The sequence below is a fragment of the Nitrosomonas limosa genome, from assembly GCF_054188085.1.
Window position 1 is genome coordinate 2,151,553 of record NZ_CM135180.1, and the last position, 13,828, is coordinate 2,165,380.

The following is a 13,828-nucleotide window of genomic DNA, read 5'->3' on the forward strand; positions in this document are numbered from 1 at the left end:
GTCATTCCCGCGCAGGCGGGAATCCAGTGTTTTCGACTCCGCAGCCCGCCTCAGCCTTTACGTCGCCACAATCACCCGCACCGCATCAAGCCGCAAATTGCTGGATTTCAGCGCGCTGGTCAGTTGTTGCAGTTGCCGCTCGAAGAATTGAATTTCTTCGTCGCGCACGTTCGGGTTGACTTGTTGCAGCGCTTTGAGACGTTCGATTTCCGGGGTGAAGGTTTGCCGGATGCGCGCTTCGGCGGCGGCGATGAGTTGCGGGGCTTGCGCGCTGGCTTGTTGTTCGCTGGCGGTTAACAGCTCGCGGATGGCGTCTTCTTTCAGTTGGATCACTTGCTTGGCGATGCCGGTTGCGACCGGTTGCAGGTGCTGATTGATCGAGTCGTGATCGAGATACGGATAATCGCCGCTGCTTTGCTCATCGAGCAAAATGCGAATCACCGCGGGCGGCAGATAGCGGTTGCTCTGTTGCACGTTGTGCCCGCTGGCTTCAAGCACAAACAGAGTTTCGAGCAGCAAGGTGCCCGGCTGCACACGTTTGTGTTTCATCATGGTCACCACGGCGTTGCCGTTTTCGTGGCTCAGAATCCGCTCCATCGCGTGCGTGACCATCGGGTGTTCCCAGGTCAGAAAATGCACATCCTCATTGCTCAGCGCCACGGCGCGCGAATAGGTAATGATCGAGCCTTCGTCGTCCAGGCCGGGAAACGGCATGCTCATGTGTTCGCTCGGTTCGATCAGAAAACTGCCGGCGCGGTGTTCTTCGATATGCACGCCGCAGCAGTCGAAGACTGTGTCCATGTACTGCGGCAGCAGCGCATCGTCATCCTGCGCCTGCGCTTGGCCGGTCAAGCGGTTGGCGATGTGCGGCCGGAACGAGTTATATTCCAATAACTTGTCGCGCCCGCGATCGAGCGCTTCGTTCAATTCCTGAAGCGCCGTTTGCGTGACACCGATCAAATCGCTCAATGCTTCGGTCTGGGTCTGGCGTTGATGCAGCGCGGCGATGAGCTGCTCTTCGACTTTGACAAACACCGTTTGACCGGCCGGGCAGGTTTTTTCGAACGCGTTCAGGCCTTCGTGGTACCAGTGGAACATCACCGCCAATGCGCTGTTTTCCAGGTAGGGCACATGGATCTGGATAGTGTCGGTCTGGCCGATGCGATCGAGCCGGCCGATGCGCTGCTCGAGCAGATCGGGATTGAGCAGCAAATCGAACAGCACCAGATGATGCGCAAACTGGAAATTGCGGCCTTCGCTGCCGATTTCCGAGCAGATCAGCACCTGGCCGCCGGTTTCCTTGTCGGCAAAGAACGCCGCAGCGCGGTCGCGTTCGACCAGGCTCATGCTTTCGTGGAATACCGGGATGAATTGCCCGGTGGTTTCTTTCAGCGCTTGCGCCAGATCGCGTGCGGTTTGCGCATTGGCGGCAATGACCAGCACTTTTTCCGGCTTTACCCGCTTGAGCGTGGCGATCAGCCAATTCACGCGCGGGTCGATTTCGGTCCAGTACGGCTGACCGTCTTCGGAGCGCACTTGGTAGATCAATTCCGGGCACAGCAGCAATTGCGGTTTGGATAACGGCGTGGTTTCAAACGTTACCAAGCAGGGCAGGTATTCCGCCGGTATCGGCAACGGACTGGCGACCAGCTTGCGCTCGGGGAATCCTTTGACCGCCGCGCGCGTGTTGCGGAACAGGATGCGCCCGGTGCCGTGCCGGTCGAGCAGTAATTCCGCGAGCTGATTTCGGGCTTGTTCGATCTGCGGCTGATCCGCTGAAGAATCTTGCAGTTGCGTCAGTAAGCTTTGCGCTTGATCCGATTCGAGCGTTTCGGCGATCAATTGGCTAATGTCAGCATTCAATGCTTGGCCTTCGAGCAAGGCTTCAACCGCACGGGCGATCGGTTCGTACGATTGCTCCTCGGCCACAAATTCGGAAAAACTGCTGAAGCGGTGCGGATCGAGCAAGCGCAGGCGGGCGTAGTGGCTGGCTTTGCCTAATTGTTCCGGGGTTGCGGTTAACAGCAGCACACCGCGGGTGCGCATCGCCAACTGCTCGATCATGGCGTATTGCGGGCTGGCGGCTTGCGGCGACCAGTGCAAGTGATGCGCTTCGTCAACCACCAGCAAATCCCAGCGGCCTTGCAGCGCCTGCTTGAAGCGCTTCGGATATTGCCGCAGAAAATGCAGGCTGCACAGCACCAGTTGCTCGCTATGAAACGGATTTTCGCCGTTTTCATTTTTTCTGCTGCGGTTATCTTCCCCGTCTTCGTCTTCTTCGCTTTCTTCCAGCGACAGACAACGTTCTTCGTCAAAAATACTGAATTGCAGATTGAAACGCCGCAGCATTTCCACCAGCCATTGATGTACCAGGGTTTCCGGCACCACAATCAGCACGCGCTTGGCGCGCTCGGTGAGCAATTGCTGGTGCAAAATCAGTCCGGCTTCGATGGTTTTTCCCAGTCCGACTTCATCCGCCAACAGCACGCGCGGCGCAAAACGGCGGCCCACTTCGTGGGCAATATACAGTTGATGCGGGATCAGGCTGGTGCGGGTACCCACCAGGCCGTACAGCGGCGCTTGCGCCAGTTGGTTGCGGATTAGCAACGATTGATAACGGATGCGGAACCATTTGTCCTGGTCGAATTGACCGGTGAATAAACGCTCGGACGGGCGGTTCAACTGCACCTGCGGCGCCAATTGGTCTTCCGTGAGTTCCATCTTACTGCCGTCTTCGCGGGTACCGGTGTAGACGGCCAGCCCATTGCGTTCGGTCACGCCGGAAACAATCATCGCGACGCCGTCCTGGCTGTTGACGGTATCGCCCGGCTTGAAGATCACCCGCGTCAGCGGCGCGGAATGTTTCGCGTACGCACGGCTTTCGCCGGTTGCTTTAAACAAAATGGTGACAATCCGGTGTTCGACGGCTTGCACCGTACCCAACCCTAATTGTAAATCGACATCGCAAATCCAGCGTTGCCCTGGCTTAAACTCTTGCATCATGATAGAGAATTCCGGTTGAAATGGCAGCGAACTTGCCAAAACCGCTTATGATAGCCGAAGCAAGCGGCCTTGCGCAGCCGATGTCACGCGCTAGCAGGCCGTTGAAAAACTATCTACGTTGCCGCTACGGTGTTAAAAACAAGCTCAAAATGCTCATTTATATCGCATAAACTGCGCTTTTTCGCCTGTTTTTGCCTTGTATCGGCTGCCTCGAAAACGTTTTTCAACGGCCTGCTAGGATTCAGCACCCGCGGAATTTGCCGGGACCGGAAAAAACTAAGCCGGTTAACTTCCTTTAACTCAAGGAAGTTAACCGGCGAAAATTACAACGGTTTTAAATTAAAGGATCAATGATGAGACATCAGATTCCTAGAAATTCAGGAACAAACTCGCAATAAAGTTATGCATCATTTGATCGGGACGGGCGCTGTGCGGCCGGTTGATAAATTGGTTCATATACCCCATTTCAACCGTGGCATATTGATTTAATTTATACCCCAATCCGACGAATGCGCGGTTTTGATCATAGCCACGAGAAATAAAGCCAGGATTATCAACCGTATTCATCGCAATAAACAACTCGCTTTGAACGATAAAACTGAGATTCGGATCTATTGAAGGCATTGGAACCGCCAGTTTAACCAATTGGCGGAATCGATGACCTACATCATCCCCACCACGAAGGGGTGCATCATTATCAAAAAAGCGCTGCTCAAAACGGCTACGCGCCGACAATCTGCCAAATGAAAAATTATCGGCCCAAGTCACTTGTTGCCAGATGCGTTGCTCATCGAATGGATGTCCTGTTTTTAATGTTAACGGTTCAGCAGTTGGAGCCCAAGCGTAGCCAACCCATGCGACCACCTTATCTGTCAAGGCATAACCGACACCCGGGCGGATCAGCGATTGGGTGAATTGCGTCGCATCATTACCAAAACGGCCTTGGCCTTCCATCCACCATCTGAACTTTTTTAAGTCCGGATTGTTTGGATTCACAAAACCAAAATTACCTTGTGAGAAAATACCTCCCCACACTTGAAAATCTTCGGCTGTTGCATCGGCGGCAGCTGGATTACTGAATGTCAAACCAAGCGCTGCCAATAAAATAAATTTATTTAGCTTCTTAAACATGCAATCTCCCTAAAAATATGTTGTGAATTACTTAAGCTATTATTTTCGGTTGCCGGTTAAACCTCATCACACCTTGGATCACCGTTAACAACCAGTTTCGTTTCCTTCCTGCAATTGACTCTTTTTCAACAATTATTGCAGCTTAAGTTGATCGAGGCGAACAGTAACATAGTAAATGTTAAGAAATTGTTAAGAATTAGGCATATTTGCATTGGTGTTTTTGCCGCCAATCATCAATGTTTTTCAAGTATTTAACTCGACAAATGGCAAAATGTGCAAAAATTTTTGTGGCAATAAAACAACGATACTGTCGAGGAATTGTCAAGAAAAATGCACACAATTAATCAGCATTTCACCCAACATTCGTTTGACAAGATGTCATGAGAATGGGTAAGGTAGAACCGTAAGGGCGATCAAAATTGCTGGTCGAATACCGAAGTAACATCTTACAATTCAAAAGTATTTTCGAACGAATGAAATCAATCAACTGGAGTTAGTAAATGAAAAAAATAAGCATTGCTTCAACCATCGCAGCATTATTCATTCTGACGGGTTGCGGCGCGAGCAAAGACTATACGCCGCCTGCCGATGCAACCGGAGAACAAATTTTCAGCACCGCTTGCACGGAATGTCATAAGCCTCTGAGCGCAAATGTTGCCATGATATTGAGCGAGAAAGTTGCGAATAAAGACGCGATCATCAAGAAATTTCAAGGCGGCAGCATGAGAATGCCGGCATTCAAAAATATCCAGGGAGAGTCAGCCAATCGATTGGCTGAATATATTCTGACGAATAGCGAAGTTAAATAATCCAAGCCCCTGAGGATTGACAGATCCTCAGGGAACATCGCTTCAGATAAGAATTGAATGATTCCGGCGTTGCTGGTGATTGCGCGAATATTTATCAAAAACCTTGCAGATGTTGCCAATAAACAATTGACCCTTCGGCGTGACGGTCACTTCTTCATCATCCAGCGTAATCAATCCAGCCCTTTCATAAAATAACAATTCCTGCAATTCCGTCGCAAAATAGCGCTTGAAATCAATCGGAAAAAATGTTTCGACCGATTCAAATATAAGCACGGAATGACAAATCAGCGCTTGCATCACGGAACGGCGCACCAGGTCGTCGGCGCTCAGCTCAATGCCGCGCATCACCGGAAGTATGTCCCGCTCGATGCTGTCATAATATTTCGAAAGATCGCAATGATTCTGACTCAACGTCGGACCAATGCTGCCAATGGCTGAAATGCCCATCGCAATGTGATCACTCTCGGGATAGACAGAATAACCTTGCAACCCATAGTGCAGGCGTCCTTGGCGTTGCGCCTGGGTTAATGAATGGTCTTTTTGCGCATAGTAATTCATGCCGATATGCACATAGCCGGCCTCCAGCAATTGATTAATCGCCAGTATTTGCATTTCTTGCGAGGTTTCGCTCGCTGGCAAATTAGCCAGATCAATATGCCGCTGCGCTTTAAATTTTTCCGGGGAGTAGTTGTAATTTGTTAAATAAATTTGGTTCGGACTGGATGCAATAATCTTTCCTAAGGTGTAGGCAAACTTCTCCACCGTTTGATTCGGCAACCCGAAAATCAGCTCCACCCGTATCGTTTTAAATCCGGCTTGCCGGGCATCGCGGATCGCATGGAGCGTTTCCTCTTCCGTTTGGTTGCGGTGTATCGACTGCTGTACCGATCGATCAAAATCCTGAACACCGATGATGGCGCTGTTAAACCCGATTTCTTTGAGTGCTTGCATTGAACGATTGGCCATTAGCCGTGAATCAATTTCAATACTGAATTCACCGGGTTCGATCAAATTAAAATGTTGGTGGATTTCCTGCATGAGACTGTGCAATTGAGGTTCTTCCAAAACCATCGGGGTTCCGCCGCCAAAATAAATTTGCTCGACTCTCGGATCATTTTTCAAATACCGCCCTTGAAGCCTGATTTCACGCGATAGATAGTTCAGATAATTCTCAATCATGTCACTATCTTGTGAAACGATTTGATTACAATGGCAGAAATAACACAAAGAACTGCAGAAAGGGATATGCACATACAGCGATAGCGGACGGCGCAAATACCCCGATTTGCGGCGACCGAGCCAAGCCAAATAGGTATGCACATCGATTGCTTCGATAAAATATTCGGTTGCCGGATAGATACGATAATCGGCACTATCCGCGCCGAAACAACGAAACAGATCGGAGTTGATGGTTAACAAATTTGATGACGGTTGTGAAAATGATAATGGGCGCATGGATCACACACTTCACTGGATAACGATCTTAATCAGAAGATAGGATGCAAAAAACTGCAAATCTCAAGCCCTTTCAAATATTTACTGATATCTGCTTGGATAACGCTCGCAAAAAAGAATATCCATCCTTCTGGATATTCACGTAAAATTATGGGGCTAGATGTTGCAAAATAGTTTGATTCAGATCAATTCAAATCTTGAAATGTAATTTACTCGTCTCAGGGATATTAATTTGCTTCACGACATTCCTTCACCCCATCTGGATATTTCACACATCAGATCGAGTTGCGCAACTTGCAGTTTGCGGGAGTTATGCTTGCCGGTAGGGTTAAACGATCAGGAAATCCATATACTTGGCGATGTTGTCAGCCATAAACGCAGAATCCCGCGCGGTGGATATTTGCATCGCACCGGCATTAAATTTCAGTCGCTTTTTGCCATTCGCAGCGGTTTTTTTAAAACCAGCGTACTGGAAGAAGATGGACGCCAGCAAGTCACCGGCTTTCACATGACCGGCGAATTACTGGGACTGGACGCTATCAGTTCGGATCTTCATACTTGTGACGCGATAGCGCTTGAAGACAGCGAAGTCTGCGAAATTCCCTTTGCCAAACTGGAAGAAATCAGCCTGGTTATTCCATCGCTGATGCGTCATTTTCATAAAATCATGAGCCGTGAAATTGTGCGGGATCATGGCGTGATGTTGCTGCTCGGCAGCATGAAAGCGGAAGAACGCCTGGCAACCTTTTTATTGAATTTGTCGCGCCGCTTTTTGATGCGCGGATATTCCGAAAGCGAATTTAACCTGCGCATGACGCGGGAAGAAATCGGCAGCTACCTGGGTCTTAAACTTGAAACCGTTAGCCGTGCTTTCTCAAAACTGCAAGATGAACATATCATAACGGTTGATAACAAACGCATTCAAATTAACGATATTGCCCGTCTGCGTTTGAAAATGGGAAACTCATCCTGCGTTACGTGATCCGGACTCAACAATCTCCGCTGAAGGCCTGCCAAGATAGTACCCCTGAACATACTGGATGCCAAGATTTTGAATCATTTCCAGCGTTATCGCGTCTTCGACAAACTCTGCCACGATATCCTTGCCTAACCCACGCGCGACATCGACCATCGCCTTGACGAAAATCTGATTGTCACGGTTATTTGCCAGATCCCGAATAAACATACCGTCGATTTTCAAAATTTCCACACCCAGGTATTTGAGATAGCTGAATGTTGAAAAACCGCTGCCAAAGTCATCGAGACACACCTTGCAGCCGGCTTGATTAATCGCTTCAATGAAGCGCTGCGCATCCTGAATATCCGATACCGCGGAGGTTTCGGTCAATTCGATGATCAACCGCCCCGGATCAACCTGATGCTTATTCAGTTGCGTTTGAATAAACCGCGGCAGCGATGGATCGTCAAACGAACGCCCGGAAATATTGACCGCTACGGGCGGCATCTGCGGATGCTTTGCCAGCACCTCGATACTGCGTTGCACCACCCATTTATCGATATCGATGATCTGGCCGCTCTTCTCCGCTACCGGGATAAATTGTCCCGGCATGACCAATTGATTCTTCTGCCGCGGATCCCGCATGCGAACCAGCGCCTCCATATGCTGCAGGCTGCGGTTCCGGGTTTCGTAAATGCCCTGAAAATGAATTTCAAAACAATTCTGCTCAAGCGCTTGCGCGATACGGCTCTTCCAGGTCATGCGAGTGGCCATCGCCGCCGACATATCCCGGTCTGCATCGTAAATACACCAATTATTCTTACCCAAGGATTTGGCTTGATACATCGCGGCGTCGGCATGGGCTCCCAAATCCTCCATCTCCGTACCGTGATCCGGAAATAGCGCGATACCCACGCTTGCCGTCAGACGGATGTTTGCGCCACGAAAACGGAACGGTATCGACGAGACTGCATTCACGATGCTCGCCGCCAGCATCGACGGCTCGGTCTCCTGCTTATGCTCGATCACGATGGCGAATTCGTCGCCGCCCAGCCGCGCAATGATCTCTCCGGACTGCACCAGCGCAGCAATTTCTCCGGCGATGCGGACTAAAACCGTATCACCCACCCGATGCCCGAAGGTATCGTTGACATACTTGAATTCATCGAGATCAAAATATAGCAACGCAAATTTGATGTGATGGCGTTTGGCCATGCGCAAGTATTGCGCTAACTGTTCCTGAAAGCGATGGCGATTCAACAATCCTGTCAATGGATCGCGCTCCGCCAGATAAAGCAATTGCTTCGCGGTCTGACGCTCTTGCGTGATATCTTCGTAAATCCATAAGCGGCCCAAAATCGTGCCGTCGTAGTCTGCCACCGGATAGGACAGTTGCGTCAGAATTCGCCCGTCGTGCAGTTCAATTTCAAAGCGCTCGCTTGCTTCGTTACTGTCCGAAACTTGCATGACAAGCTGCGAAGCGTGCTCCGGGCGCGCCAGGCGATGAGAGGAATGGGTCAGAATATCCCGGGATGGAAATCCTGTCAGATCGAAGGTATCGCGGATTGCCCACAATTGCTTGAATGCCGGATTGACGAATTCGATGCGCCCGGCTTGGTCTTCAAATAACACCCCGATATTCATTGCCGACAGCAACGCACCCATGCGCTGTTGTTCACGTTGCGCCGTAATCTTCAATTCGCGTTGCAGTTGTTCCGCGCCTCGTAACAACACCACATTGCGCTCCAGTTCCGATTGCGCTTTTTTCAATTCGCTAATATCCTGAACGAAACCGATCAGCTTGGTAGGGAGGTTTTGCTTGAATTGGACAGCCAATCCTTCCGCTCTCAGCGAGCGTGTCTGATCATCCTTCAGCCGCACGCGATACTCTATCGGTTCCCAGATACCATGCACCAATGCCTGCGTGATATTCGCCTGCACTTGCTCCAAATCGGCCGGATCAACTTTTGACGTTGCGATTTCCGGGGTCAGCGTGGGATGTTCCACTGAGTCGATCTGATTCAAGCGGTACATCTCCGGCGACCAGTAAATAACCCCATCAGGAATATCCCATTCCCAGCTTCCCACTCTGGCTAATTGTTCCGCCTGCAGCAGCATCGCCTGAATCTGGCGCAAACTCTCTTCCGATTTGAGACGCTCGTCGATATGCCGCTGGCGCTCAAGCTCCATAGAAATCCGCTGACCGAAAATGCGTAACAGCGCCTGATCTTCATCGGTAAATTCATGCGGCTTATCGTCCAGCAGGCAGGTAATCGCGACCACATTCTGATGATTATCCAGCACGGGAAAGCCGCAATAAGCCTGAGCATTGTGCTCTTGCAGAAACGACGCTTCAGGAAAAAGCTCGCTGACGCGATCATAGACACGGATATCTTTGCTCTGCTCAACCGTGGCGCACGGTGTTATCGCCAAAGCGCATTGACCCGCATCCTGGAAAACCGCGCCGTCAACGTACACAGAAAGGAAGTGAAGCTGATCGCCACGAATCTCCGATAAGCACACCACACGAACGTTAAACAACTCGGCAATCATGCGAGCGACATGCTTAAACACTTCCGCAGGATCGCCGGACAAGGTCATGCTCAACTCATAGAGCTTTTTCAGCCGCTTTACGTGCTCTGTTTCGGAATTTTTTGCAGAAGCAAACCGCTGCCGTTTACCGTTTACTTCATGCGCACCCATGCTTTCCAACCATTTCAGCAACTTTTGATAGTAATTTGAAAAAATATTTTCTCATGAAAATCAATGTCCTGAAAAGTAGATTTAAAGATAAAACTTACTTAAGGAAGAAAAAAAGCGGAAAAGCGCCCATTTCAGCATACAAAATAAATCCAGCCGTCAACCACTGTCGACAGTGGCGGCGGCTGAATGTAATACAACAGAATCAAGCAACCTTTAGCGGCGGCGCGCTGACACTCCAATCAATGCTAACCCGGTGATCAGCAGCGCCCAGATATCGGGTTCCGGCACAGGGCTTAACAATCCGCGGATTTCGCCCCCCGGGAACAGATTCGTGTGAAGGTTAAAATACGCTTTTCCGGCATCAAGACCAAGCACTAAATCATTAAAAGCCGTGCTCACCAAGCCGCCGTGATTTATGACAAAGGTTGGGTTATAACTGGAAGCCAGCGCCATATCAAAAGTATGATCGTACGTGCCTGTTGTGACACCCAGAGGGAAACCGATGAAAGATGGCAGTTGGGTTGCAACACCGACATTGGTCCCGGGATCCGTGCAGCAATGGATATGCGCTGCCGTTACATTCCCCAGCAAACCGCTGAAATTGGCTTCGACTCGCATCGTTACCAAGTCAAAGTCGATCGTAACCAACACCGAGCCGATAGCAGGCGACCCATTTGCGGGTACTTCACTGCTGCCGAGCAAAGGCGCGGCGTATTTCGCCTAATGCGCTGCGGCCGGTAGCGCTGTGCTGATCAAAACAAAGAAGCCTAAAATTAATTTATCAATATTCATGATTTTTATCTCCGCGTTATAGGAAAAAACATATTTTCCCACGGACAAATGTACTGAAAGCCCAACAAAGCGTCAAACACATAGCAGGCCGGCGATCACATCTCCGACCAGCCGATCACGCCGGTATAAGCCGTGACTAAAATCACCAGGCCAAACACGATCCGGTACCAGGCGAAAATCGTGAAGTCGTGATTGCTGACAAACTTTAGCAGTCCACGCACGGCGAGCAAGGCGCTGAAAAATGCGGCGACAAAACCCGCCGCGATCAAACCCAGATCGTTTGCGTCCAGCAATTCACGATTTTTGAACAAATCATAGAATGTGGCGGCGAACATGGTCGGAATCGCGAGGAAAAAAGAAAACTCCGCCGCCGCTTTGCGCGACAAGCCAAAAAGCAAGCCGCCGATGATCGTGGCGCCCGAGCGCGAGGTGCCGGGAATCAACGCCAGACATTGTGCGCACCCGACTTTCAAGGCGTGCTTCCAATCCATGTCGTCGACTTGCTCAACCTCGATCACATGCTTCCTGCGTTCCGCCCATAAAATCAGCACCCCGCCGACAATCAATGCAGTTGCTACCGGAATCGGGTGAAACAGGTAGAATTTGATCGTTTTAATGAACAGCAGCCCCAGGATCGCAGCCGGTAAAAACGCGATCATGATATTGATGACAAACCGGTTAGCCGATGGGCTAGTGCCAATGCCGCGTACCACCTCAACAATCTTGCTGCGATATTCCCAGCAAACCGCCAGGATCGCGCCAAGCTGGATCGAAATGGTAAAAACTTTGGCGCGTTCGCCGGTGAAATCGAGCAAATCGCCGAACAATATCAAGTGCCCGGTCGACGAAACCGGCAAGAATTCGGTAAGCCCTTCCACCACGCCGAGGATCAGCGCTTTTAACAATAATAGAGGATCCATGAGAATATCAAAATATCATAGGGTGTCTCTAAAAATTCAGATTTTTAAACAAGACGAGGCGGGAACATAAAATATTGACGCAGCATATGATTGATATGTGAGGAAATATTTTTTGTGAGCAACGATGTATTGTAACAAAATCTGATTTTTTAGAGATGCCCTATAGTTTGCTGTAAATTTCCGCACCCTTTTCCTTGAACTCCGCCGATTTCTGCGCCATGCCGACCGCCAGCGCTTCATCGGCGGCAACCCCCTGGTTGGCGGCATAGTCGCGCACATCCTGGGTGATTTTCATCGAACAGAAATGCGGGCCGCACATCGAGCAGAAATGCGCGACTTTGGCGCCTTCCTGCGGCAAGGTTTCGTCGTGGAATTGCTGCGCTTTATCGGGATCGAGGCTCAAGTTGAATTGATCTTCCCAGCGGAATTCAAAGCGCGCTTTGGATAGGGCGTTATCGCGGATTTGCGCGCCGGGATGACCTTTCGCCAAGTCGGCGGCGTGCGCGGCGATTTTATAAGTGATGATGCCGTCCTTAACGTCGTCCTTATCGGGCAAGCCTAAGTGTTCCTTCGGTGTCACGTAACACAGCATCGCGGTACCGTACCAGCCGATCATCGCCGCACCGATCGCGGAAGTGATGTGATCGTACCCCGGCGCGATGTCGGTGGTTAATGGACCGAGCGTATAAAAAGGCGCTTCGTCGCAATACTTCAATTGCAGTTCCATGTTTTCCCTGATCAGATGCATCGGTACATGACCGGGGCCTTCGATCATGGTTTGCACGTCGTGCTTCCACGCGATTTGGGTTAATTCACCGAGGGTTTTCAATTCGGCGAATTGCGCTTCGTCGTTGGCATCATAGATTGAGCCGGGGCGCAAGCCGTCGCCGAGCGAGAAGCTGACATCGTACGCTTTCATGATCTCGCAAATCTCTTCGAAGTGCGTATACAGAAAACTTTCCTGGTGATGCGCCAGACACCATTTCGCCATGATCGAACCGCCGCGCGACACGATGCCGGTCATGCGCTTCGCGGTCATCGGCACGTACGCCAGACGCACACCGGCATGAATGGTGAAGTAATCGACGCCTTGTTCGGCTTGTTCGATCAAGGTGTCGCGGAAAATTTCCCAGGTCAGCTCCTCGGCGCGCCCGTCGACTTTTTCCAGTGCCTGATAAATCGGCACCGTACCGATCGGCACCGGGCTGTTGCGAATGATCCATTCGCGGGTTTCGTGAATGTTCTTGCCGGTCGACAAATCCATCACCGTATCGCCGCCCCAGCGGATCGCCCAGGTCATTTTTTCCACTTCTTCCTGGATGCTCGAACCGAGCGCCGAATTACCGATATTGGCGTTGATTTTGACCAGGAAATTGCGGCCGATGATCATCGGTTCCGCTTCCGGGTGATTAATGTTCGCTGGAATAATGGCGCGTCCGCGCGCGACTTCCGCGCGGACGAATTCCGGTGTGATCGTTTTCGGGATCGCCGCGCCGAAATCCTGGCCGGGATGCTGTCGCGTCAATAACTCGTGGTGTTGCGCGTTGAACGTGTCGACGCGCTGATTTTCGCGGATCGCGATAAATTCCATTTCCGGCGTGATGATGCCGCGGCGGGCATAATGCATTTGCGTCACATTCATGCCGTCTTTGGCGCGGCGCGGCAAGCGCTGCAAGTTGAAACGCATTTCCGCCAGCTTTGGATCTTGCAACCGTGCCTGGCTATACGTGGAATTGTGTTCCGGCAAAATATCCGTGTCATTGCGTTCAGTAATCCACTGTTCGCGCAATGGCGCCAGACCGCAGCGGATATCGATTTTAGCAGCAGGATCGGTATACGGTCCGGACGTATCGTACACCCAGATCGGCGGGTTCTTTTCTCCGCCTGCCGAAGTATGGGTATCGGTCTGAGAGATTTCGCGCATCGGTACTTGAATATCGGGCCGCGATCCTTGCACGTAAATTTTCCGGGAATTGGGCAGCGGCTTGATGGCGGCTTCGTCGACTTGCGCGGTCGCGCTGGAAAAACTTTTTTGGTTTAAAACTGTAATGCTCATA

Annotated in this window: 9 protein-coding genes; 2 read left to right on the top strand and 7 right to left on the bottom strand. The window is 50.7% G+C overall.

Going from position 1 to position 13,828, the window contains the following annotated elements; all coding sequences use genetic code 11:
* Window positions 1-57: 57 nt before the first annotated feature.
* Window positions 58-3,003, bottom strand: a complete 2,946-nt coding sequence (gene rapA, locus ACV7NC_RS09880; protein ID WP_458152403.1) for an RNA polymerase-associated protein RapA — start codon at window positions 3,001-3,003, stop codon at window positions 58-60.
* 369 nt (window positions 3,004-3,372) lie between these two features.
* Window positions 3,373-4,134, bottom strand: coding sequence for a DUF2490 domain-containing protein (locus tag ACV7NC_RS09885; protein WP_458152404.1), 762 nt, complete (start codon window positions 4,132-4,134; stop codon window positions 3,373-3,375).
* Window positions 4,135-4,634: 500 nt separating this feature from the next.
* On the opposite strand from ACV7NC_RS09885, the gene ACV7NC_RS09890 reads away from it, so the two are divergent.
* The gene (locus ACV7NC_RS09890) at window positions 4,635-4,943 is read left to right on the top strand and encodes a c-type cytochrome (RefSeq protein ID WP_458152405.1); all 309 of its coding nucleotides are present in this window, start codon (window positions 4,635-4,637) and stop codon (window positions 4,941-4,943) included.
* 42 nt (window positions 4,944-4,985) lie between these two features.
* Here ACV7NC_RS09890 and hemN read toward each other — a convergent pair whose 3' ends face one another.
* On the bottom strand, window positions 4,986-6,362 hold the full coding sequence (gene hemN, locus ACV7NC_RS09895) for an oxygen-independent coproporphyrinogen III oxidase (protein WP_458152406.1): 1,377 nt from the start codon (window positions 6,360-6,362) through the stop codon (window positions 4,986-4,988).
* A 280-nt stretch (window positions 6,363-6,642) separates the two neighbouring features.
* Here hemN and fnr point away from each other — a divergent pair, with 280 nt between their 5' ends.
* Window positions 6,643-7,380 (top strand): fumarate/nitrate reduction transcriptional regulator Fnr, encoded by a 738-nt coding sequence (gene fnr, locus ACV7NC_RS09900; protein ID WP_458154904.1) that lies wholly within the window; start codon window positions 6,643-6,645, stop codon window positions 7,378-7,380.
* Here fnr and ACV7NC_RS09905 read toward each other — a convergent pair.
* The 4 genes from ACV7NC_RS09905 to thiC all read right to left on the bottom strand — a co-directional run bounded on the left by ACV7NC_RS09905 (window position 7,363) and on the right by thiC (window position 13,827).
* Entirely contained in the window at window positions 7,363-10,080 is a 2,718-nt protein-coding gene (locus ACV7NC_RS09905; RefSeq protein WP_458152407.1) for a sensor domain-containing phosphodiesterase, read from the bottom strand. The two genes, fnr and ACV7NC_RS09905, sit on opposite strands and share 18 nt — an antisense overlap.
* Window positions 10,081-10,272: 192 nt before the next feature.
* A complete protein-coding gene (locus tag ACV7NC_RS09910; RefSeq protein ID WP_458152409.1) occupies window positions 10,273-10,761 on the bottom strand; it encodes a CHRD domain-containing protein in 489 nt (162 codons plus the stop codon).
* A 185-nt stretch (window positions 10,762-10,946) separates the two neighbouring features.
* Window positions 10,947-11,771, bottom strand: coding sequence for an undecaprenyl-diphosphate phosphatase (locus tag ACV7NC_RS09915; protein WP_458152410.1), 825 nt, complete (start codon window positions 11,769-11,771; stop codon window positions 10,947-10,949).
* Between the two features lie 160 nt (window positions 11,772-11,931).
* Complete coding sequence (thiC, locus tag ACV7NC_RS09920; protein ID WP_458152411.1) at window positions 11,932-13,827, bottom strand: phosphomethylpyrimidine synthase ThiC; 1,896 nt, start codon at window positions 13,825-13,827, stop codon at window positions 11,932-11,934.
* Between the last annotated feature and the right edge of the window lies 1 nt (window position 13,828).